Source organism: Cellvibrio sp. ARAG 10.3 (genome assembly GCF_051846955.1).
In the GTDB taxonomy this organism is placed as follows: domain Bacteria; phylum Pseudomonadota; class Gammaproteobacteria; order Pseudomonadales; family Cellvibrionaceae; genus Cellvibrio.
Window position 1 is genome coordinate 311907 of the sequence record NZ_JBPYCU010000004.1, and the last position, 21938, is coordinate 333844.

At 51.0% G+C, this 21938-nt stretch carries 19 protein-coding genes; 11 read left to right on the forward strand and 8 right to left on the reverse strand.

The annotated features are described in order from the left end of the window. Positions 1 to 3: 3 nt before the first annotated feature. The 5 genes from ACSV5M_RS07745 to ACSV5M_RS07765 form a co-directional block, all read right to left on the reverse strand. Positions 4 to 207: a hypothetical protein gene (locus ACSV5M_RS07745; protein WP_439175191.1), complete on the reverse strand. Its 204-nt coding sequence runs from the start codon at positions 205 to 207 to the stop codon at positions 4 to 6. A gap of 30 nt (positions 208 to 237) precedes the next feature. Then, positions 238 to 1092, reverse strand: coding sequence for an SPFH domain-containing protein (locus ACSV5M_RS07750; protein WP_439175193.1), 855 nt, complete (start codon positions 1090 to 1092; stop codon positions 238 to 240). Positions 1093 to 1285: 193 nt separating this feature from the next. Beyond that, positions 1286 to 2221 (reverse strand): prolyl oligopeptidase family serine peptidase, encoded by a 936-nt coding sequence (locus ACSV5M_RS07755; RefSeq protein WP_439175196.1) that lies wholly within the window; start codon positions 2219 to 2221, stop codon positions 1286 to 1288. Between the two features lie 12 nt (positions 2222 to 2233). Beyond that, entirely contained in the window at positions 2234 to 2725 is a 492-nt protein-coding gene (locus tag ACSV5M_RS07760; RefSeq protein WP_439175198.1) for a TIGR00645 family protein, read from the reverse strand. Positions 2726 to 2915: 190 nt separating this feature from the next. After that, the gene (locus ACSV5M_RS07765) at positions 2916 to 3572 is read right to left on the reverse strand and encodes a TetR/AcrR family transcriptional regulator (protein ID WP_439175201.1); all 657 of its coding nucleotides are present in this window, start codon (positions 3570 to 3572) and stop codon (positions 2916 to 2918) included. A gap of 349 nt (positions 3573 to 3921) precedes the next feature. Between ACSV5M_RS07765 and ACSV5M_RS07770 the strand changes: the two genes are divergently transcribed. The 5 genes from ACSV5M_RS07770 (at position 3922) to ACSV5M_RS07790 (ending at position 11790) form a co-directional block, all read left to right on the forward strand. After that, positions 3922 to 5094 carry an efflux RND transporter periplasmic adaptor subunit gene (locus tag ACSV5M_RS07770; protein WP_439175204.1) on the forward strand — a complete coding sequence of 391 codons (1173 nt, stop codon included), beginning with the start codon at positions 3922 to 3924 and terminating at the stop codon, positions 5092 to 5094. A 54-nt stretch (positions 5095 to 5148) separates the two neighbouring features. After that, a complete protein-coding gene (locus ACSV5M_RS07775; protein ID WP_439175206.1) occupies positions 5149 to 8352 on the forward strand; it encodes an efflux RND transporter permease subunit in 3204 nt (1067 codons plus the stop codon). Then, positions 8349 to 9800 carry an efflux transporter outer membrane subunit gene (locus ACSV5M_RS07780; RefSeq protein WP_439175209.1) on the forward strand — a complete coding sequence of 484 codons (1452 nt, stop codon included), beginning with the start codon at positions 8349 to 8351 and terminating at the stop codon, positions 9798 to 9800. Before ACSV5M_RS07775 ends, ACSV5M_RS07780 begins: the two co-directional genes overlap by 4 nt. Before the next feature lie 272 nt (positions 9801 to 10072). Then, on the forward strand, positions 10073 to 11197 hold the full coding sequence (locus ACSV5M_RS07785) for a sensor histidine kinase (RefSeq protein ID WP_439175211.1): 1125 nt from the start codon (positions 10073 to 10075) through the stop codon (positions 11195 to 11197). After that, positions 11194 to 11790 carry a response regulator transcription factor gene (locus tag ACSV5M_RS07790; protein WP_439175213.1) on the forward strand — a complete coding sequence of 199 codons (597 nt, stop codon included), beginning with the start codon at positions 11194 to 11196 and terminating at the stop codon, positions 11788 to 11790. The genes ACSV5M_RS07785 and ACSV5M_RS07790 overlap by 4 nt, the downstream gene beginning before the upstream one ends. A gap of 44 nt (positions 11791 to 11834) precedes the next feature. Here the strand turns inward: ACSV5M_RS07790 and ACSV5M_RS07795 are convergent, their stop codons facing one another. After that, positions 11835 to 12953, reverse strand: a complete 1119-nt coding sequence (locus tag ACSV5M_RS07795; RefSeq protein WP_439175215.1) for a GGDEF domain-containing response regulator — start codon at positions 12951 to 12953, stop codon at positions 11835 to 11837. 162 nt (positions 12954 to 13115) lie between these two features. On the opposite strand from ACSV5M_RS07795, the gene ACSV5M_RS07800 reads away from it, so the two are divergent. The 3 genes from ACSV5M_RS07800 to ACSV5M_RS07810 all read left to right on the forward strand — a co-directional run bounded on the left by ACSV5M_RS07800 (position 13116) and on the right by ACSV5M_RS07810 (position 17517). Next, the gene (locus tag ACSV5M_RS07800; protein WP_439175217.1) at positions 13116 to 13523 is read left to right on the forward strand and encodes a VOC family protein; all 408 of its coding nucleotides are present in this window, start codon (positions 13116 to 13118) and stop codon (positions 13521 to 13523) included. A gap of 63 nt (positions 13524 to 13586) precedes the next feature. Beyond that, positions 13587 to 15236: a VRR-NUC domain-containing protein gene (locus ACSV5M_RS07805; protein ID WP_439175219.1), complete on the forward strand. Its 1650-nt coding sequence runs from the start codon at positions 13587 to 13589 to the stop codon at positions 15234 to 15236. Next, positions 15220 to 17517: a helicase C-terminal domain-containing protein gene (locus ACSV5M_RS07810; RefSeq protein ID WP_439175221.1), complete on the forward strand. Its 2298-nt coding sequence runs from the start codon at positions 15220 to 15222 to the stop codon at positions 17515 to 17517. The genes ACSV5M_RS07805 and ACSV5M_RS07810 overlap by 17 nt, the downstream gene beginning before the upstream one ends. Positions 17518 to 17525: 8 nt before the next feature. On the opposite strand, the gene ACSV5M_RS07815 is transcribed toward ACSV5M_RS07810, so the two are convergent. Next, positions 17526 to 18200, reverse strand: coding sequence for an RluA family pseudouridine synthase (locus tag ACSV5M_RS07815; RefSeq protein ID WP_439175223.1), 675 nt, complete (start codon positions 18198 to 18200; stop codon positions 17526 to 17528). A 136-nt stretch (positions 18201 to 18336) separates the two neighbouring features. Between ACSV5M_RS07815 and ACSV5M_RS07820 the strand changes: the two genes are divergently transcribed. Further along, on the forward strand, positions 18337 to 18555 hold the full coding sequence (locus ACSV5M_RS07820; RefSeq protein ID WP_439175226.1) for a DUF2970 domain-containing protein: 219 nt from the start codon (positions 18337 to 18339) through the stop codon (positions 18553 to 18555). Between the two features lie 32 nt (positions 18556 to 18587). Here the strand turns inward: ACSV5M_RS07820 and ACSV5M_RS07825 are convergent, their stop codons facing one another. Then, positions 18588 to 19067, reverse strand: coding sequence for a MarR family winged helix-turn-helix transcriptional regulator (locus tag ACSV5M_RS07825; protein WP_439175229.1), 480 nt, complete (start codon positions 19065 to 19067; stop codon positions 18588 to 18590). 576 nt (positions 19068 to 19643) lie between these two features. Between ACSV5M_RS07825 and ACSV5M_RS07830 the strand changes: the two genes are divergently transcribed. Then, positions 19644 to 21308 (forward strand): nitrite/sulfite reductase, encoded by a 1665-nt coding sequence (locus tag ACSV5M_RS07830; protein ID WP_439175231.1) that lies wholly within the window; start codon positions 19644 to 19646, stop codon positions 21306 to 21308. Beyond that, positions 21292 to 21795 (forward strand): DUF934 domain-containing protein, encoded by a 504-nt coding sequence (locus ACSV5M_RS07835; RefSeq protein ID WP_439175233.1) that lies wholly within the window; start codon positions 21292 to 21294, stop codon positions 21793 to 21795. Before ACSV5M_RS07830 ends, ACSV5M_RS07835 begins: the two co-directional genes overlap by 17 nt. Positions 21796 to 21938 lie beyond the last annotated feature (143 nt).

Genomic DNA, 21938 nt, shown 5'->3' on the forward strand with positions numbered 1-21938 from the left:
TCACTATTCGTCCAGACCTTCATCATCAATCAACTCCACATCGGTCACAACTTTTTGCACTAACTTAACCCGACCACTTTTTACCAGAGCATCACGCAATACATATTCAATCTGGGCATTCAAGCTGCGCAGATCGTCATCGGCCCAGCGCTGCATAGCCGCAAGAACCTGCTCATTAATACGTAGTGGAAATGCTTTTTTCGACACGATAAAGCTCGCCTCAGTGTGGTTGTAAACTCAATACAAAGTACCTGCGTTGATCACAGGTTTGACCTGATCACCACACAAAACCACTAATAAATTACTGACCATTGCCGCTTTGCGCTCGGCATCCATTTCAATAACGCCCTGCGTCGAAAGCTGTTCCAATGCATCCGACACCATACCCACCGCCCCTTGCACAATAATGCGCCGCGCGGCCAACACCGCGCTGGCTTGCTGACGTTGTAGCATGGCTTGGGCAATCTCCGGCGCGTAAGCCAAGTGGCTTAAGCGGGCTTCCAATACATCCACACCTGCTTTTTGCAGGCGGTCCTGGACTTCGTTACGCAGCTTTTGGGAGATGGTATTAGAATCACTGCGTAACGACAGCCGTTCATCATCGGCATCGTGTTCATAGGGGTAGCTGGTGGCGAGATTGCGTAACGCGGCTTCACTCTGGATGGTGACGTAATTTTCATAGTCGTCCACCTCAAATACCGCTTCGGCGGTGTCCACCACTCGCCATACAATTACCGCTGCAATTTCGATGGGATTGCCATTGGCATCATTCACTTTTAATCGACCACTCTCAAAATTTCGCACGCGCAGACTGACTGATTTTTTTGAATAAAGAGGATTCGCCCAGCGCAAGCCATTTTCGCGGTCAGTACCCGTGTACCGGCCAAATAATTGCAACACCTTGCCCTGGTTGGGATGCACCATGTAAAAGCCGAACCAACAAATAAACACCAGGATGGCGATTAAACCGAGGAGGATTTTTAAAAGCGGTGGTAATAAAACGACGCCTGCGATACTGCCGATCTGTGCAAGTAATAACACCAGCAGCAACACATACCCCGAACCACTGCTGGCTTTAAATTCATGAGTCATAACACTCTCCTTTATGAATGACGAGCTAATGTCGCATATGTCTTCTAACGGATCATCAAGTGATTCTTTTAGATATCACTTTGATATCAATCATGCGCTTTTAAATTTTGCTTGTAAAGAGGGAAGAAGGGGAAAAGTTAGGAGGTGCGATGAGAGTCGGGTTCCCGATCCGGGGGCGGATCGGGAACGTCGGTTAGCGTGGGAGCGCGTGGCTTAACAGCCAATTATAGAGATCGTCACCAGCGTAGATGCGGCGCCAGGCATCGTGGGGCATGTCTTCATGAACGGTGAAGCGGACTTCTGCATCACTAAGCTGTTCAAGTGTGTTAATACCGGCATAGAAATACGGTTTGCGAACGGCTGTGTCGCGACCAGCAGCGAATAGCCACACCGGCAATTTTGCGGCGGCTATGGAAGGCATCAAATCCGGGTGGCCCCAGCCTACGACCGGTGCAATGGCAGCGAATTTTTCGGGATGCTTGCTGGCCATATACCAGGTGCCAAACCCGCCATAGCTCAAACCGGATAAATAAATTCGCCGTTGATCGGTACGATAATCAGCGTTAACCCGATCCAGCATGCCCAACAAATCCTGCTCAACACGGTCCCAGCCGTCCGGCAACAATGCCGGGACCTCACTCATATCAGTAATTTCAGTACCTGCCGCCATAGGACCGCTGATGGGAATAAAGTTGCCTCGTGGCGGCACGCCCTCTGCAAGGCGTTGCGGAATTTGGGCCCGCGTGCGGTTGGCAATGTAGTCCACTTTACCCATGCCGAACATATGCAGCTGTGGAGCAATAATGATAAAGGGCAACTCTTTTTTCTGAATCCAGGCTTCATACAGTGGGCCGTGAATCAGAACATAATCCAATTCATCCAGACCATTTCCACGTTCGCCATTACCGTGCAGAAAAAATAAAACCGGCCATTGTTTTTGAGGCTGATCAGCATAACCGCGCGGTAGATAAACAAAATATTCCCGCGGCTTATTATCGGCCTGGCTGGCATAGGATAAACGTAGCAATTTTTCCGACGATTGAACAACATCACGGTTGCCATTAGTAGTACAAGCAGCCATACAAAAAGCCACAAAGAAGAAAGCAAATAATGGAATTATTGTTTTCATAAATTGCACCCACTATTTGCCTTTTATTTTTGTATCTAAATAACCCATTAAAAAAGCGGATAGTACAAACGTCATGTGAATAATCACATACCACATTAAATGCTCAACATTCACCGACTCGACTTCCATAAACTTCTTCAACAGATGAATAGAGGATATCGCAACAATACTCGCCGCAATTTTTGCTTTCAGTGACGAAGAATCCATCGTGCCAAGCCAATTGAGTTTTTCCTCACCATCTTCAACATCCAGACGCGAAACGAAATTCTCATAGCCGCTCATCATGACCATAATGAGCAATCCACCCACCATCGCCAAGTCAACTAAAGACAGGATCTTCAGTATCATTTCGGCTTCCGAAAGGGAAAAAATTTCAAATAACAAATGAAAAATTTCTTCGAAAAACTTAATACCCAGAGCGATGACCGCTAGACTTAAGCCGAGATAGATTGGTGCCAACACCCAACGCGAGCGATAAATAGATTTTTCAATGAAACGTTCCATTCAATGTCCCCATGGTAACAGTGCGAATTAATCATGAACGGATATTTAACTCAGCTACCCAACCGAGCATACCGACCGGGGCGCGATTTTAGCACCCGGCTGTGACTTTGTAGCGATAAGAAAAGAAAAAAGCTGAAGTGGGCGAGAAAATCGCTTTATGGCGGCAACAAAAAAGACGGCGGACAGCCGTTTAGGCCTTGGCGGCAGCTTTTTCACACACGGTGGGCCAGGTTGAGGCAGTCTTGAACCAATATTCGCGTTTCAATCCGAGGATACGGTACAGGCCTTCTGGCACGTCGCGTTTGATGGTTTCCATACACCGGTTAACCCTGGCAAAGCTCACTGCGCCCTGGATGTACTGATTCATCAGGCGCGCCACCCGCTCTGCGTCCACGTCGCCCTCAAGATAGCCCGCTGCGTATAGGGACCGCACCAGGGCAAGATTATACTTCACGCCATTTTTGGACATGCTCAACAAACTCTCATTCACCGCCTCTTCTCCACAGCCGGTTTGCGCGCCAGCGCTGAAGAAAGGACAGCCGGGAATATTGTCTGCATCGTGCCCAAATTTGGTGATGAAGATAAAGTTAATCAGATTTTCCAGTTGCTCAAGGGGCGTATTAACCGGTGAAAGCAGCGTATCCAGGTCGCGCTTCACGGCATTCCAGTAATATTCACTCGCCTCGCAGAAGAGGCTCGCCTTGGATTCAAAGTGGTGATAGAAGCCGCCCTTGGTTACCCCCGCCTGTTTACAAATCTCGTTAACACCAACCGAGTTGTAATTACTCTGCCAAATCAGTTCCAGTGCGGTTTCCAGCAAGCGGGTGCGGGTATCTTGAGTGGACATGTCAGCTTCTCTCTTCAGGGCACAGGTGTGCAAACTTTACGCAGTGTAAATACCGACCGGTATGAATGCAAATTTGTTATGATGCCGACCGGCTATTTAATGGGCTCAAAGCTACCGTCTTATCAGTAACTTGGCAATAACTTGTCAGTATAGACAGCCCCATGCCTCAAAAAGATCCCTTTCGCGGCGCAGCGACCCAAAAAGCAGCTTCTCAAAAAACTTTATCTTCCCCGTTGACGAACATACCGACCGGTATGTATTATCCGCCCAACATCGCATTGGAAGCCAGATTCCGATGCTTGGCCATACTTATCGCATCCTATCTTTTATCTTGAACAGGAGCTTCACCATGCGCTCAGCTCTCACCACCGTTGTTCCGCAACATGCTTACAAACTCATACTGGCCGCGTTACTCGCTACGGCCGGAGCCTACTTTATCGGTAGCGCCAACGCTGAAGACGAAACTGCACCAGCAGCGCCAGCAGCGCCCGCCGTCGAGGTAACCACCCTAGAGCCTCAGGAAATCAGGGTCTGGACCCACTTCTCCGGACGCCTCTCCGCTGTAGACAGCGCCGCTATCAAACCGCTGGTCAGTGGCACGATTCACCAGGTTCTGTTTGAAGAGGGCCAAGTGGTCAAGCGCGGGGACCCCTTGTTTGTGATTGATCCCCGTCCCCATCAAGCCACGCTAAAGCGCGCCGAAGCTCAGCTGGCCACTGCTCGTTCCAGGGCCAAGCTGGCGGAAGATGAGCTGAAACGCGCGCAACAATTGGTTGCGTCCAAGCTGGTTTCCCAAAGCGTGTTTGATGCTGCCCTCAGCGATAGCCAGGTCGCACAAGCGGCAGTACTGGAAGCAGAAAGTGCACTCAGCCAGGCAAAACTGAACCTTGAGTATGCACATATCACTGCGCCTATCAGCGGTCGTGTCGGACGTGCGGAATTGACCGTCGGGAACGTGGTTGAAGCAGGCGCGAATGCGCCAGTGCTCACTGCGATTGTGGCGGATGATCGGCTCTACGCGGAGTTCAACGTAAATGAACAGACTTATATCCAAACCATGCGCACCAGCCAAGATCCACAGGCTATGCCCGTTGAATTAACCCTGGCGGTAGACGACAGCGTGACCTATCAGGGGCATATTCACGCGTTTGATAACCGCCTGGATACCTCCAGCGGCACCATTCGCGCCCGCGCTATTTTCGAAAACACTGACGGCGCATTAACCCCGGGGATGTATGCCAATGTGCGTTTGGGTTCCGCCCAGACCAGTGATGCGCTGCTCGTTCCTGATCGCGCCATCGGCACCAACCAGGACAAAAAATTTGTTTACGTTATTGATCAAAACAACACTGTGAATTATCGCGAAGTTGTTTTAGGTGATCATTACCAAGCCCACCGCGTGGTCGTCAGAGGTGTCAATGCGGGCGAGCGTATTGCCGTAAACAGTTTGTCACATCTGCGCCCCAGTGCAGTGGTGAACCCGGTTCATGTATCGACGCTGAATCAGGTCGCCGTTCATTAATCCTTATTGACTTTTTCATCGCTGCACGCCAGCAACACAACGAGCAGGAATGCTATGAATATTTCCCGATTTTTTGTTGATCGACCCATCTTTGCTGGCGTCATCTCGCTGCTGATTTTTATTGCAGGGTTGCTCGCCATGTTTCAACTGCCTATATCCGAATACCCCGAGGTTTCACCGCCATCGGTGGTGGTTAATGCGTCCTATCCCGGCGCAAACCCGAAGGTGATTGCGGAAACCGTTGCGCGCCCGCTGGAAGAGCAACTGAGCGGCGTGGAGAACATGATCTATATGTTCTCGCAGGCAACTACCGATGGCCGCATGACCCTGACTGTCACTTTCAAGATCGGTACGGACCCGGACCTTGCGCAGCAAATGGTACAAAACCGCGTGTCGCAAGCCTTACCGCGTTTGCCGGATGTCACGCGGCAAACCGGTGTGACTGTGGTTAAAAGCTCACCCGACCTGACCATGGTTGTGCACTTGATTTCACCGGACAAAAGCTACGATGAATTGTATTTACGTAACTATGCAGTGATGAATATCAAGGACGAGTTGGCCAAAGTAACTGGCGTGGGCATGGTGCGGCTATTCGGTTCAGGGGACTACGCAATGCGCATCTGGTTGAATCCGGAAAAAATTGCTGAGCGCAATCTTACGGCTAATGACGTCACCAACGCTATTCGCGAACAAAACGTGCAAGTAGCCGCCGGTATTATCGGCGGTGCTCCTATCAGCAGCGCCATTGAAGTGCAGCTGCCGGTGAATGCCAAAGGACGGCTGGAAACGCCGGAAGAGTTCGGCGATATTGTCATCCGCGCCGGCGCTAACGGCGAAATCACTCGCCTGAAAGATGTAGCGCGGGTTGAACTCGGCCCGGCTGAATTCGCCTTGAATTCCATGCTGGATAATCAACCGGCAGTGGCTATTCCCATCTTCCAATCGCCCGGTGCGAATGCGATCCAGATTTCCGATGCGGTACGCGCCACCATGGCGGAACTGAAACAACGTTTCCCTGCCGGGGTAGATTACGAAGTCGTGTACGACCCGACCATCTTCGTAAAAGACTCCATCAAGTCAGTTATCAAAACATTGCTTGAAGCATTGGCGTTGGTTGTTATTGTCGTCGTCGTGTTCCTGCAAACCTGGCGCGCGTCCATTATTCCACTGCTTGCCGTTCCGGTATCAATTGTCGGAACCTTTGCATTGATGTGGGCGTTTGGCTTTTCCATTAATACCTTGTCGTTATTCGGCCTGGTGTTAGCCATCGGTATCGTAGTGGATGATGCGATTGTGGTGGTGGAAAACGTTGAGCGGAACATTGAAGAAGGACTATCACCACTGGCCGCCACCTACAAAGCCATGCAGGAAGTGAGTGGGCCGATTATTGCAATTTCGTTAACCCTGGTCGCCGTGTTTGTGCCCATTGCGTTTGTCAGCGGTTTGACGGGGCAATTCTATAAACAATTCGCGCTGACCATTGCGATCTCCACCGTTATCTCGGCGATCAACTCGTTAACGCTCAGCCCGGCGTTGGCGGCACTGTTGCTGAAAAGTCACGATGCCCCCAAGGATCGCTTGACGCGCATCATGGATAAAATATTCGGCCGCTTCTTTGGCTGGTTTAATCGCAGCTTTACCCGGAGCTCCGGCAGCTACTCCACCAGCATCGGTAAATTGTTGGGTCGCAAGGGTTTGACCGTCGGCGTGTACGTGCTCCTGCTGGGTATTATTGGTGTGGGTTTTAATACGATTCCAAAAGGCTTTGTGCCGCCGCAGGACAAACAATACCTGATCGGTTTTGCCCAGCTACCGGACGGTGCCACACTGGATCGCACCCAGGCGGTTATTCGTGAAATGGGCGAGATCGGTTTGGCGGAAGCTGGTGTGGAGGCAGCAGTGCAATTCCCCGGTTTGAGCATCAATGGTTTTACCAACAGTTCCAGCGCCGGCATCGTGTTTTTAACCCTCGATCCGTTTGATCAACGTGAAGGCGACGAGCTGTCTGCCAGTGCTATTGCGCAAAAACTGCAGATGAAATATGCCGGTATTGAAGAAGCGTTCATTGCGATCTTTCCACCACCACCAGTGCGCGGCTTGGGCACCACCGGCGGCTTTAAATTACAAATCGAAGATCGTGCCGGTTTGGGTTACGAAAAGCTCGCCGAGGTCGTCGCACAGGTACAACAAAAAGCCTGGCAAAGACCGGAACTGACCGGTGTGTACTCCAACTACAAGATCAACGTGCCCCAACTTTATGCGGATGTGGATCGTACGAAAGCCAAACAGTTGGGCCTGAACGTGAAAGACGTGTTTGACACCATGCAGGTTTATCTCGGTTCGCTATACGTCAATGACTTCAATCAGTTCGGTCGCACTTATCAGGTAATTGCGCAAGCGGACGCAGAGTTTCGCAATACCGCGAGTGATGCGCTGAATTTAAAAGTGCGCAACGTCAACGGCGATATGGTGCCGCTGGGTTCTGTATTGCGCATGGAAGAAAGTTACGGCCCGGAAAGTGCCACGCATTACAACGGGTATCTCGCTGCTGACTTAAATGGTAACGCAGCACCGGGTTACTCCAGCGGTCAGGCGCAGGATGCAATCAGCGAAATTCTTGCAGAAACCTTACCGCCGGGCATGGTGTTTGAGTGGACGGACCTGACCTACCAACAAGTGCTGGCGGGCAACACGGCTGTGATTATTTTCCCGCTGTGTTTGTTACTGGTGTTCCTGGTACTGGCTGCCCAGTATGAAAGCCTGGCCTTACCCCTGGTGGTGATTTCGATCGTGCCTTTATCCATCCTCGCGGCGTTATTCGGCGTGTGGGTAACCAATGGGGACAACAATATCTTTACGCAGATCAGCTTGTTTGTATTGGCGGGCCTAGCCAGTAAAAACGCTATCCTGATTGTGGAATTTGCGCGGGAACTGGAACAACGCGGTATGGAAACCTATCAGGCCGCCATCACCGCCAGCCGGATGCGTTTGCGCCCGATCCTGATGACATCGTTTGCTTTCATCATGGGAGTATTGCCCATGGTGTTCTCCAGCGGCGCCGGCGCCGAGATGCGTAATGTGATGGGTATTGCCGTGTTCTCGGGCATGCTGGGTGTGACCTTCTTTGGCCTGTTCTTTACGCCCATCTTTTATGTCTTGCTGCGCCGCCTGGAGGGCAATCGCAGTTACCTGATTGAAGGCAAGGAGCTCACTGATGCGCACTTACCTGCCGCACCCAAAACGGAGATTCACGCATGATTTTTTCAAAAAAACTACTCAGCGCAGGGCTTCTCGCCCTGCCACTGTTGATCAGCGCTTGCAGCAGTTATAAAAGTGTTGAAGAGGCGTCAACAGCTGCACGCCTGCCGGAAACGGCCGATGCATTTTCTCTGGAAGGCCGGTTTAACAGCGAGAAGCCAGTAGTCGATTGGTGGGCTCAATTGCAGGATGCTGAACTCAATCAATTAATTCAAAACGCGCTGCTGCACAACCACAATATCCAGATTGCGCAAGCATCGCTGGATGAGTCGCGCGCGCTGTTGCGCAACAGTCGTTATGACTGGTTTCCCACTGTGGAGGCTGAGGTTAACAGCACGCGACAAAAATTGAGCACTGAACGTGTGCCCATTGAGGGCCAACGCATCAATGAAACCTATCAAGCCGGTTTCGATGCAAGTTGGGAATTGGATTTGTTTGGGCGCATCAATAACCAGGTCAAATTGAGCCGCGCACAACTACGTGCACGGCAGGCTGATCTGCATGCCGCACAAGTCAGTGTGGCGGCCGAGGTTGCCAGTGCTTATATCACCCTGCGCGGTAATCAATATCTGTTAGGGGTGGCTGAAGGTAATGCGCGCAACCAAGCGGAGACGTTTCAATTAACGCAAAGCTTTGCTGATGTCGGTCGTGCGGATCAACTGGATATTTCCCGGGCACAAGCACAATTGGAATTGACGCGTTCAAGCATTCCCGGTTTTCAGGCACAGATCAATGTTGCGCTTAACCGTCTCGGCGTATTAACCAATCAGCCTACTGCGGCCTTGAAGGCACAACTCGCGCAGCCGCAATCCCTGCCCTCCTTACCGGTTGCGATAGCCGTAGGCAATCCAGTGGAGCTGCTAAAACGGCGCCCGGATATTCAACGCGCTGAACAGGCGTTGAGCGGTGCGGTCGCGGAATATAATGTGCGTGTAGCCGACTTGTATCCGCGTATCACGCTCAACGGCAACATTGGTTACCTCTCGAGCGATTGGTCGCGCCTCGGCGAAGAACCGACGGAAACCTTCACCTTTGCGCCGTCGATTCGTTGGGCCGCTTTTAATCTGGGGCGCGTCCAGTCACAGATCGATGCAGCCGATGCACGCACCCAGGCACGCCTGGCCGAATTTGAACAAAGTGTCTTGCGCGCGCTGGAAGAAACGGACAATGCCTTACAAAACTTCAGTCGTGAGGAAGATCGGCGTTTACGCTTACAGGAAGCCGCACAGGCCAGCACCCGCGCGGCGCGTTTTGCCCGGCAGCGCTTTGAAATCGGCAGCAGCGATTTTCTCAGCGTGTTGGATGCCGAGCGTTCCCAACTGGATATCAACGCGCGGCTGGCCCAAAGCGAAACCCAGCTGTTACTCAATCTGATTGCAGTATACAAAGCCCTGGGCGGCGGTTGGCAAGTGGCAGAACCCACCGTACGGATCTCTTCGGTGTATTAGCTCTCCCACCGAACGCTGCACGCTTTTGATTTATTCCTGACTTCACGCCCTCTTGTGGTCGCTACAGTTATAGCAGCCCCAGACTGTAGCGGCTCTTTTTACATTACCGCTGCTCATCGCCCCGCCTTTTCTGCCACGCATTTAAAAATGACAATTGTCATCCAACTTTAATGACGACTGACATTGCCCCTTATCTGTTGCTCGGCCACAATAGCCTTCATTAGGTTAGCAATACCAGATACAAACCTCTATTCACAATAAAGGCCAGGGCGATGGATACCCGTAATCCCTCAACATTTGATAAAAAACTGTGTGATAGCGCTGAATTCCATCGCTACGGATGGGTTTGGTGGGTCTTTAGTCTTTACTATTTTATTCCTGTTTTTTATACGCCGTTCGATTGGTTCAAACACTCAATCATGATTGGCGCTTATGTTCTTTTTATTGTGTTGTGCGTTACTATCACCAACACGCGGCCACAACGGGTCTGGCTGCCTATTGGGTCATTGTTATTACTTGCCGTGCTGGTTACTCGGGTAACTCCCGGCTCGAGTACGTTTTTGACTTATGCCTGCTTCTTCATCGGTTTGTATTTTCCGACCCGGCAATTGATCCTGTGGTTTGCCGCAACAGGTCTTATTATTCTGGGCTTACAACTCTATTATCAATATCCTGTTCCCTACTTCGTTTTTCCGGCATTGACCGGGGCGATTGCAGTAGGCTGCGTCGGTGTTATTGAACAATTTCGCCAACGCACCAGACTTAAAGAACAACAAAGCCATCTGGAAATTCGCCAGCTGGCGATGATCGCTGAACGGGAACGCATCGCGCGGGATTTACACGATTTATTAGGGCACACGCTGTCCAGTATCGCACTCAAAGCCGAGCTGGCCGAAAAACTCCTCAAGCAGGAAAAATACACGGAGGGTGAACAGCACCTGACAGAACTGAATAAAATTGCCCGGGATACATTAAGCCTGGTACGACAAACCGTATCCGGTTATAAACACCGCGGCCTTGCTGGCGAGGTTGTACAATTGTGCGAACAGCTACGGGAAAATCATTTTATGGTGGAATTGGAAGGTGAGCTGCCGCAATTGAGCGCCCGTGCCGAAACGGCCTTGATTTTGGCATTAAAAGAACTCACCACAAATGTGCTGCGCCACAGTCAGGGCAGCCAATGCACATTACATTTTGCTCACACGGAAGACCGTCTTGTGGTGACGCTTTGCGACAACGGGAAAGTGGATTCATTGGCGGAAGGCAACGGGCTGCGTGGTATTCGTGAACGATTGCATGCCTTGGCCGGCAGCTTGACCATTGATTTACAGGAGCGCAGTTGCTTCACCATTACCTTGCCCTCAGAAAATCTTTCGTTTGCAGGTCAAACCGCATGAATATTTTACTTGCCGAAGACCAGGCTATGGTGCGCGGCGCGCTCGCCGCTCTTCTGGGGATGGAACCGGGTTTTCATATCACTGAAGCCGAAAATGGCGATCAGGCTTTGCAACACTTGCGTCAGCAAACGTTTGATGTGTTACTCAGCGATATCGAAATGCCGGGGCGCTCCGGGCTTGAGCTGGCGCAGTGGTTACAGCAGCAACATACCAAAACCAAAATTATTATCATCACCACCTTCGGTCGGGCGGGTTACATTCGTCGCGCCATTGATATGGGTGTGTCAGGTTTCCTGTTAAAAGACGCACCCTCCGCTGAGCTCATCCAGGCGATATATCGCGTGATGGAAGGCAAGCGTGTTATCGATGGTGAACTGGCAATGATGGCCCTGGGGGAAGTCGACCCGCTCAATGATAAAGAACGGCGTGCATTGCGTCTGGCGGCAGAAGGAAAAAGCACGGCGGAGATTGCCACTACACTGTGTTTGTCCGAAGGTACGGTGAGAAATTATTTATCGGAAGCTATTGCAAAACTTAATGCTGCCAATCGGGTAGATGCCGCGCGGATTGCGCGGCAGAAAGGTTGGTTGTAAAAGAAACTTACCTGTGTTGGCGTTGTGTGTCGGATTACGCTGCGCTAATCCGACCTACAGAGACTTCTTTGTTGGTTCTCGTTCATCAATGCTATTAAAGGTTTCAAGCGTTCGATTGCTGCGTCCAGCTCGTCAGGAGAAATGTCTGTCTTACCTTTATTGATAGCGTCGAGCAGGTTATCGACAGAAACAATAACCGATGCGTCTTCGTCGTTACCGGCTTCCAATTTCAAAATCTGGACTTCGCCTGTACCTACCGCCCTGGCATTCAGTAAAGCTTGCTCCGCCGAATGCAGGAGCCCCTTCGCGGTAATTGTCGCCCCCTTGCGGGCCGTTGCAATACCGGCCGACATGGAGATGGGGAATGGCTCCCCCGCTACCGTCATCTTGAATGCACTGATACGCTCGCACAGGCGTTTAGCCAACACAATAACCCCTTCTGCTTTGGCCATCGGTAGCACGATCAAAAACTTTTCCACACCGTAACGGCCGACGCTATCTTCTTTACGAATAGCACTTTGCAAAATAGTAGAGGCTTGCTTGATGATACGATTGGCCGCTTGTTCGCCAATTTTTTTATAGATTGTCTTGAAATCATCCAACTCGAATAAAATCACCGCCATATTCTCTGCGTGGCGATTGACAAAGGATACGTCTTTCTCCAGTTGTTTGTTCAAACCATGGCGGTTTAATGTACCGGTCAGCAGATCAATATCTGCACTCTTTTGTAAACTTTCCTTATCGCGCTGGTAACTGGCATGGGCTTCTGCGCGGGCCAGAATTTCGGTGGACTTGAAGGGCTTGGTAATAAAATCCGTTGCCCCTAACTCGAAGACCTTTCGGCGCACCCCCTCCTCTTCCGCCGCCCCGGTAATGACAATCACCGGTTGATTGCGAATGCCTTCATCTTCCGCCTGGCGAATGCGCTGGATCAAGCCATAGCCGTCGAGCCTGGGCATACCCAGGTCCGTGAAGACCACCTGAATACTGGTATCCTGGCAAATCTTTTCCCAGGCCTCCTCCCCATCTTCAGCAAGGACAACATCAAACTGGGTAGCGAGGATTTTGCTGGCCGTTACCCGGACGATCTTGGAATCATCGGCAATCAGTATCCTTGCCTTTTTACCGTCCACCGGGGTACCTGCATCGGTGTTTTGGGTCATGGAATCAACCTGTCATATGGAAAATCGTGCTATTAACTATAGCCCATAAGAACCAGTTTGGCATACAGAAGCGTCCTCGACCATTGCGAAGAACGACACCCGTGAGAAGTGAATTAATCCTGCGGAAACCACTCGAAACCCTAAACGTTTAGGGCAGACGCAATGAAATTATTGATAAATATTGATGTTCCCACCCTCGAACCCGCAATTCACTTTTACGAGGATGCACTGGGACTCCAGTTAACGCGGCAATTGGATGAAGGTATCGCAGAATTGAGCGGTACATCATCGACAATATACCTGTTACAACATGACGCACATACACAAGCTACGCACAACGCAGGTATATACCGCCACTACACAAGGCATTGGACCCCCGTGCATATTGATTTTGTAGTAGATAATCTGAACGAAGCGGTGGTGCGTGCACGGGCTGCCGGTGCGCGGCAGGAAAGCGAATGCATCGAATGGCGCGGCTCGCGATGCGTTACGTTTTCCGATCCCTTTGGCCACGGCTTCTGTTTAATTGCATTTGAGGACCAGTCTTACCGCGACGACGATACTGCATAGAATCGGTCAGTTATTGATAACGTCACCGTTTCACAAATTTCAAACTGGGCGTAAAATGCGCTCATGACTGAGCCACTTCCACCGCATTATTATCTGCATAACTTCCGCTTTGTAATGGACTGGGTCGCCGATCAACACGGCGATTTGTTAAATGCTGAAGAGTCTGCGTTTATCCATCATTTTCACCAACTGGAGCAGGACAGCCAATGCTTGTTGGTGCGCATGCTCAGCCGTAAAGGCACCTGGTTTCGAGCCGATAAATTGCGCTACGCTGAGATCAACAATCCCTCCCAGGCCGCCGAGCAATTAATTCAATATGGACTGGTAACGCCGGACGCGCCCTTGTCGATTGCCAAACTGGCCAATCTTGTCACCAAGCCGGAACTCCTATCACTATTTGCAGAATCACTGCAACCACACAAACATCAACGTAAAGACCTGCTGGTGGAATTATTAATCGAACGGTATCCGGAAACCGTACCTTGGTCAACGTGGACCAATAACGCACTGGATCGTCTTTATCAGCTTGAAGTACAGCACATCAGTGATACCTTGCGCTTGTTGTTTTTTGGTAATCCTTATCAGGATCTGACTGAGTTTGTTTTACAGGATCTAGGGCTCTTCCGCTACGAGCAATATACGATTGATAAGCAGCATCGCCTCTTCAGGGATCGACTCGAACTCTTGCAGTACCAGCAACTGATACTGCTACGCGAGCAATTCGATCTTGTGGATAGCCTCACCGCATTGCATCAACTCTTACCCACATTGCCGGAAAAATTCGACAACCCGGCGATGGAGCGCCGCCGCGCCAAATTGATAAACCAGGTAGCTTACGAACTTGAGCGTCATGGCGAATGGCAAGCAGCCTTAAATTTGTATCAACAAGTGACGCTACCGCCCGCCCGTGAACGGCAAATTCGCCTGCTGGAAAAACGCGGACAGTTTGGCGAAGCCTGGCATCTACTCAATCAGGTTTTCAGCTCACCGGCCAATGAACATGAATTGCAATTAGCACACCGTATGGCGCCGCGACTGGCAAAAAAAACCGCCGCCACTTTTGTTAAGCCCATTGCGCAACCGGTTAATGAACAGCGATTGATCTTGCCACAGTTAATCGACGAATCAGGCAATCCCTTCACCGTGGAAATCATCGCGCAAGTCCATTTTGACCAACCCGAGGCGCCCTGTTTCTATGCAGAAAATATATTGCTAAACGGCCTCTTCGGCTTGTGGTTGTGGCCGGAGATGTTTCGCAGCCATGAAGGAGCCTTCGCGCATCCATTTCAAGGCGCACCCCTGGACATGTATCAGGAAGATTTTCTGGCCAACCGCCCCGGCATTAATCAATTGTGGCAACTACTGGATCAGAACCGCCACAGTGAACATATCAAAGATATATGGCGACAAAAATTCGGCATCACCAATCATTTTGTTCACTGGCAATTTCTCGATGAAACCCTGGTGGATCTTGCATTGCGCTGTATTCCTGCGGCTCATTTAAAAGCTATCTTTCAGCGGTTGCTATTTGACATCAAGGCTAACCGAAGCGGCTTGCCGGATCTGATTCAATTTTTTCCGAACCAGCAAAGTTATCGGTTGATTGAAATCAAGGGTCCCGGTGATCGACTGCAGGATAATCAATTGCGCTGGCTGGATTTTTTTGCCCGACAGAGAATACCGGCAGAGGTGTGCTATGTCAGTTGGCAATGAGGTTTATCTCTCGCCGCACCTAAAGCCAGTTTCTGTGAGGGCACTGGCTGAGTTTGCCGCGAAATGCGGTAGCCTCGACCGACGTTTTACGCCGAGCCCCAGTGCGCAGGAAGGTATTGCCGGGCATCAGGAAGTGGCATTGCGCAGGCCGAGCCACTATCAAAAGGAGCTCAGCCTGACAATCCAGCATGAGGGGTTGCTGATTCGCGGTCGCGCGGATGGCTACGATAGCCACACTAACTGCCTGGAAGAAATCAAAACTTTTTACGGTGAGTTTGAAAAACTACCGGACAATCATCGCCAATTACATTGGGCACAAGCCAAGCTCTATGGCTGGATGTTCTGCACTGCACATCAACAGGCGAACATCACGCTCGCGCTGGTATATTTCGAATTGGGCGAGCAACAGGAACATCGCCTGGATGCGCATTTTACCCGGCAGGAATTGGAGGAATACGGCAAACGTCTGGCCGATATTTATTGGCAGTGGCAACAACAGATCAACACCCGCCAGCAACAGCTTGCGCAGTGGATTGATCAGCTGGCGTTTCCTTATGGCAAGTTTCGCGGTGCACAGCGGGAAATGGCCGAATCGGTTTACAAAGCTGCCGCCACCGGTCGAGTGTTGTTGGCGGAAGCGCCCACCGGCATCGGAAAAACCCTGGCCAGCCTGTTCCCGGCGATCAAAGCCTTCAACAAAACGCCGGTCGATAAAATTTTTTATCTGACGGCAAAGACGACCGGCAAACAACTGGCATTGGAAAACCTGCAGCTGATCGCGACGGATAATGCCGCTACGCCGCTACGCATACTGGAACTGACGGCCCAGGAAAAAATCTGCCTGGAGCCGGATAAACGCTGCGCCGGCGACAGCTGTCCTTTTGCCCGTGACTTTTACGATAAATTAACTCACGCTCGCCAGGCTGCCTATGCGTTACCGCTACTGACCAAACAGTCCCTGACACAGCTGGCCCACACCCATCAGATTTGCCCTTATTATCTCGGCATGGAGATGAGCCGCTGGGTCGATATTGTGGTGGCCGATTTTAATTATTTTTTTGACACCAGCGCCCTGCTCCAGGGATTAACGCGGGAGTTTGATTGGCACCCCTATCTGCTCATTGATGAGTGTCACAACCTGATCGAACGCGCCCGCCAGATGTATAGCGCGTCCGTCGCCCGAAGCGATCTGCTGGCGGCCAAACGTCTCGCGCCTAAAGCCCTTCAGAAATCCCTGGACCGGATCAATCGGCTTTGGCGCGAAGCGCTGAAACCCTTGGTATTTAATGACAACCAACTCACCCTGCTTGATGGTTCGCCGGAAAAGCTCAATCTGGCGCTGACCAGTTTTACCAACGACTATATAAAATTTTTGCAACAGCACCCTGAACATCCTGTGCAACACACACCGGTGCAGGAATTCTTTTTTAATGCGATCAATTATCTGGAAAAACTGGAGCTGGTTGATGAGGACTATTGCATTGATATGCAGCGCCCCCTACCGAAGCAAGAGATCCTGACGCTGCGCAACCTGATTCCGGCGCGCTTACTGGCAAGCAAACTGGCGAATGCGCATTGTGCTTGTTATTTTTCAGCCACCTTGCGCCCCGCTTTTTTTTATCGACAGCTGCTGGGCTTGCCGGAAAACACGGTTTATCTGAGTGTTTCCTCCCCCTTTGACGCTAAACAATTGCAGGTGAAAATTGCGCAGCATATTTCAACGCGCTACCGTGATCGTTCTGCTGCCATTGAACCCATCTGCGCAATCATTGCGCAGCAGTTGGCCGAAGCTAAAGGTAATTATCTGGCGTTTTTTTCCAGCTATGAATTTTTGCAACAAGTCGAACAAACGTTGCGGCTACGCTTGTCCACGCAGGAGGTTACCCTTATCACACAATCCCGGCGGATGAGTGAACAAGATCGAGAGGCATTTATTGATCGGTTTACGCGGGAACAAAATCTCCTGGGATTGGCCGTGCTGGGTGGTGCATTCAGTGAAGGAATAGACTTACCAGGCGACGCATTAAAAGGGGTTTTTATCGCGACCTTGGGATTGCCACAAATCAATCCGGTCACTGAACACTTGCGCCAGCGGTTACAACAGGTTTTCCAGCAGGGTTATCAGTTTGCTTATTTATATCCCGGCATTCAAAAAGTCATCCAGGCTGCCGGCCGCGTTATTCGCACGCAAGATGACACGGGTTATTTGTGGCTGCTGGACGACCGCTTTGCTCAGCAAGACGTTCGGCAACTCTTGCCGGACTGGTGGGACGTGTTTTGAAGCGGCTGCTAAAACGGTGGTGCACTATAACCCTTCACCGCGACACCCGTGCGTGGGTGTATAAAAACCAATTCCGTCGCGTGCAATAACAAACGCGCCGCTTTTTGTTGTACAACCGCATCCGCATAAAATTCACAGCCCAGTATGGGGTGCCCCATGGCTTGTAAATGCAGGCGCAACTGGTGTGACCGGCCGGTTATAGGATGCAACCACACCCGCGTCGCACCCGCCGCCGGGTCACGTGTCATGACCTGATATTCGGTCACCGACGATTTTCCCTGCTGCGGGCAAATTTTATAGCGCGGACGATTATCCGGATCGACCGCAATAGGCAAATCAATTTTTCCGGCATCTTCTTTTATCAAACCATCTACCACTGCCGTGTAATGTTTAGTCACGCTACGAGCCTGGAATTGCTTGCTGATGTGGGATAAGGCCAGTTTGTTTAATGGAATTACCATAATGCCGGAGGTATCAAAATCGAGTCGATGGACGATACTGGCGGTCGGAAACTCCTGCTGCAAACGCACAAGTACCGAGTCGCGATTCAACGGATGGCGCCCCGGTACGCTCAATAAACGGTGTGGCTTATTGATCAACAGGAAATCCTCGTCTTCGTGCAACACGCTAATGTGCTCGTGACAGGGAGGAAGAATCGCCAAAGCATCCAGATCATCAGACATCACAGGACTCGCACCAAAGTGGGTCGGGCATGATAATATCTGACCGGCCATTTTTACAGTAATGCCCACGCAACTCACGCTACTTTATATAACAGATAGCTATCCATATGTATCTATCACAGATATAGCAGGCAAGATGATGACAGATGAACAAAAGCCCGTCAGGAAACCCACGTTTTGGCAGATCGTCTCCAGCACCCTGGCCGCCGCTATCGGTGTGCAGAGTAATAAGAATCGTGAGCGGGATTTTACCGGGGGAAATATTTATACCTACATCGCTGCCGGTATCATTTTTACCGTCGTGTTTGTTGTGGTAATGATCTTGATTGTAAAGGCGGTGCTCGCCAACGTGTGAAGCAGGTAAATAGTCAGGAACTCGCCACGCCGTTACATATGCCGCCAAGCCTGCGCCGTCTCCACGCCGCCCGCGCGCAGTAGCTTTTGCACATTTCCTTTAAAGGCGCGCATCTCGGTCGGATGTAGCTCCCGCAAGAAGGCTTCCTGGTGACGCACTGCGGCATCGTTCAGTTCGGCAATCAGGTTTTGGCCCGTCTCGGTAATATGGATCCTGATAGAGCGCCGGTCCAGGCCGTCGTGTACACGCGCAATCAGCGATTTTACTTCCAACCGATCCAGCAACCGCGTGACGGCGGAGCGATCCACGCCGATATTGTCGGCAATTTGCGCCGGGGTTTTGGCCAATTGATGGTGCAGCACGTTGAGAATCATCCATTGCGGCCAGGTGACATCCTGGTTTTGTAACTGCTGGTTAAATTGCTCTTTCATCACACTCGATAAACGTGTAATCCAGAAAACAAAGCTGTTATGCAGGTGGAAATCAGTTTGGGACGATTTAGTATTGTTCATATTACGTAGCCCGGCTCCAGCCCAAAAAACAAACCCCGAGGAAATACTCGGGGTTTGGGGATCTGAATGATGACAAATTCTTTTTACTTATTGCCCGCTTACCCAGAACACGCAAGCGACAACAAAAATAGCAATCAATGCAACTGCAGCAATGGCATCGGCCACGCTATCACTACGCTCTTCTAACTCAATGGGTTCGTTCATTATTTTTATTCTCCTGATATATCAGTGTGAATTTTTATGGTTTACGCACAAATTGTACGCACTGAATGACCGGAACAGCGTTAATCCGACCTTGACCGCGATTCTTAACATAAATCCTTTAAGATTGGCAACTTAAATAACGGAGTTATAACGAAATCGCATGTATATAGCGTTAAATATTCGTTCAAAGGTCTACTAAAGCTTGTTATGTTGCCTGCCCACGCGAGTCCAACTATGAACCCGGTGGGTGCCTGCATACCTCGCTGTCAAAAGTGTTTTAGTGTATGCTGCGCGCCTGTTTTTAGCCGCGTTCCGAGGTTGCAGACTCGTACGTGAGCTACCTATTCTCTGTTGCACGGTGTATTAGCCCTTATGTACATTTACGACGAGTACGACCATACCATCCTGCGCCAGCGCGTCGCTCAATTCCGCGACCAGACGGAGCGCTTCCTGGCTGGCCAGATAAAACCGGAAGAGTTTTTACCGCTGCGCCTGCAAAATGGTCTTTACATCCAGCGCCTGGCGCCCATGCTGCGGATCAACGTGCCCTATGGGATGTTGAATTCCACCCAATTACGCCGCCTAGCCCATATTGCCCGCCATTACGACAAGGGCTATTGCCATGTCAGCACCCGCCAGAATATCCAATTTAACTGGCCCGACCTGACCGAAGTCCCGGATATTCTCCAGGAATTGGCCGAGGTTCAAATGCACGGTACCCAGTCGAGCGGTAACTGTATTCGCAACACCACATCAGACCAGTTTGCCGGTGTTGCTGAAGATGAGATTGTCGATCCGCGCCCCTACTGCGAAATCATTCGCCAATGGTCCACTTTCCACCCGGAATTTGCTTTCCTGCCACGCAAATTCAAGATCGCCGTGACCGGATCACAGCAGGATCGCGCGGCGGTACAGGTTCACGATATCGGGCTGCAGATCGTACTCAACGACGCAGGCGAAGTCGGCTTTAAAGTCTATGTGGGTGGCGGCCTGGGTCGCACGCCGGTAATCGGTAGTGTGATTCGTGAGTACTTGCCGCAAGAACATCTGCTGACTTACCTGGAAGCCATACTGCGGGTTTACAACCTGTTCGGTCGACGCGACAACAAATTCAAGGCCCGGATCAAGATCCTGGTGCGCGCCCTGACGCCGGAGGTCTTTACCGAAAAAGTGGAAGCCGAATGGGCTCACCTGAAAGGCAGCAATAACACCCTTACCCAAGCAGAGATTGATCGGGCCAAGAGCTTCTTCACCGAACCGCCCTATGAAGCAATCGATGCCGCTGCGGCCCAGGCCGAAGTAGATGCACTCGCCGCCGAGCATCTGGCGTTCAGCAAATGGTTACAACGTAACGTGCGCGGTCATCGCGTGCCCGGTTATGCGGCGGTCACCCTCTCCTTGAAGCCTACCGGTGTTGCACCGGGCGATGTCACCGACAGCCAGTTGGAGATCATTGCTAACCTCGCCGATGAATTCAGCTTCAGCGAAGCCCGCACCACCCACGAGCAAAATATTGTCCTGGCCGATGTTAAAAAGACCGAGCTGTTTGCCCTGTGGCAAAAAGCCAAGGCCGCCGGTTTTGCGACGCCGAATATTGGCACCATCACCGACATCATCTGCTGCCCCGGTGGCGATTTCTGCTCATTGGCCAATGCCAAGTCCATTCCGATTGCCGAATCCATCCAGCGTCAATTTGCCGATATGGATTACGTCTACGATCTGGGCGATATCGATTTGAATATTTCCGGTTGCATGAACGCCTGTGGCCACCACCATGTGGGCCATATCGGTATTCTCGGCGTGGATAAAAAAGGCGAAGAGTTTTATCAGGTTCAGCTGGGCGGTAGTGCCAGCAATGATGCATCGTTGGGCGATGTACTCGGTCCGTCATTCAGCGCCGACGACATGCCGTCAGTCATCCAGAAGCTGGTTGATGTATTCGTCGAAAACCGGACCGAAGAAGAACTGTTTATCGACACCTATCGCCGCATCGGTGCAACTCCCTTTAAGGAGCGTGTTTATGCCAAAGCTAGTTAAAGACGGCGCGATTGTCGAGGATACCTGGACACTCCTGCCAAAACCTGAAGGCGAAGCTACAGACGTTGCGGTTCCTACCGGTCACGTGATCGTGCCCCTGTCCGTGTGGCTTGCGCAAAAAGCGCAACTGCAAAGCCGTACAGACATCGGCGTGTGGCTCGATAGCGACGAAACAGCCGACTCACTCGGCGAAGATGCACAATCGCTGCCTTTGGTTGCGGTAAATTTTCCGACCTTTATGGATGGTCGCGCATTTTCTACTGCGCGTTTGCTGCGCGAGCGCTTTGGTTTTACGGGCGAGTTGCGTGCGGTAGGTAATTTTATCCGCGATCAACTTTGCTACTTACGCCGCTGTGGCGTTAATGCATTTGCATTCAGCAACCCGGAAACGGATTTGCAAGCTGCGTTGAAGTCACTCAATGATTTCACTGAATATTATCAAGCGTCTGTAGACCAGCCTTTGCCGTTGTTTCGTCGCAGGGCTTGATTTAAAGAAAAAGGTTGAAGCTTGCACAATGCAAGTTTGGCGTTAGGCCTTTTGTTTCGAAACCTTCAAGTCAGGGACGACTTGAAGGAGCTACAGGGATGTATTCATGCGTTTTCGAAACAAAAGGCCTAATGACAAACGGA

Excerpts from the sequence above, each read along its gene's own strand:
- ACSV5M_RS07750 (WP_439175193.1), bottom strand. The coding sequence starts at position 1,092 with ATGACTCATGAATTTAAAGCCAGCAGTGGTTCGGGGTATGTGTTGCTG.
- ACSV5M_RS07755 (WP_439175196.1), bottom strand. The coding sequence starts at position 2,221 with ATGAAAACAATAATTCCATTATTTGCTTTCTTCTTTGTGGCTTTTTGT.
- ACSV5M_RS07760 (WP_439175198.1), bottom strand. The coding sequence starts at position 2,725 with ATGGAACGTTTCATTGAAAAATCTATTTATCGCTCGCGTTGGGTGTTG.
- ACSV5M_RS07765 (WP_439175201.1), bottom strand. The coding sequence starts at position 3,572 with ATGTCCACTCAAGATACCCGCACCCGCTTGCTGGAAACCGCACTGGAA.
- ACSV5M_RS07770 (WP_439175204.1), top strand. The coding sequence starts at position 3,922 with ATGCGCTCAGCTCTCACCACCGTTGTTCCGCAACATGCTTACAAACTC.
- ACSV5M_RS07775 (WP_439175206.1), top strand. The coding sequence starts at position 5,149 with ATGAATATTTCCCGATTTTTTGTTGATCGACCCATCTTTGCTGGCGTC.
- ACSV5M_RS07780 (WP_439175209.1), top strand. The coding sequence starts at position 8,349 with ATGATTTTTTCAAAAAAACTACTCAGCGCAGGGCTTCTCGCCCTGCCA.
- ACSV5M_RS07785 (WP_439175211.1), top strand. The coding sequence starts at position 10,073 with ATGGATACCCGTAATCCCTCAACATTTGATAAAAAACTGTGTGATAGC.
- ACSV5M_RS07790 (WP_439175213.1), top strand. The coding sequence starts at position 11,194 with ATGAATATTTTACTTGCCGAAGACCAGGCTATGGTGCGCGGCGCGCTC.
- ACSV5M_RS07795 (WP_439175215.1), bottom strand. The coding sequence starts at position 12,953 with ATGACCCAAAACACCGATGCAGGTACCCCGGTGGACGGTAAAAAGGCA.
- ACSV5M_RS07800 (WP_439175217.1), top strand. The coding sequence starts at position 13,116 with ATGAAATTATTGATAAATATTGATGTTCCCACCCTCGAACCCGCAATT.
- ACSV5M_RS07805 (WP_439175219.1), top strand. The coding sequence starts at position 13,587 with ATGACTGAGCCACTTCCACCGCATTATTATCTGCATAACTTCCGCTTT.
- ACSV5M_RS07810 (WP_439175221.1), top strand. The coding sequence starts at position 15,220 with ATGTCAGTTGGCAATGAGGTTTATCTCTCGCCGCACCTAAAGCCAGTT.
- ACSV5M_RS07815 (WP_439175223.1), bottom strand. The coding sequence starts at position 18,200 with ATGTCTGATGATCTGGATGCTTTGGCGATTCTTCCTCCCTGTCACGAG.
- ACSV5M_RS07820 (WP_439175226.1), top strand. The coding sequence starts at position 18,337 with ATGATGACAGATGAACAAAAGCCCGTCAGGAAACCCACGTTTTGGCAG.
- ACSV5M_RS07825 (WP_439175229.1), bottom strand. The coding sequence starts at position 19,067 with ATGAACAATACTAAATCGTCCCAAACTGATTTCCACCTGCATAACAGC.
- ACSV5M_RS07830 (WP_439175231.1), top strand. The coding sequence starts at position 19,644 with ATGTACATTTACGACGAGTACGACCATACCATCCTGCGCCAGCGCGTC.
- ACSV5M_RS07835 (WP_439175233.1), top strand. The coding sequence starts at position 21,292 with ATGCCAAAGCTAGTTAAAGACGGCGCGATTGTCGAGGATACCTGGACA.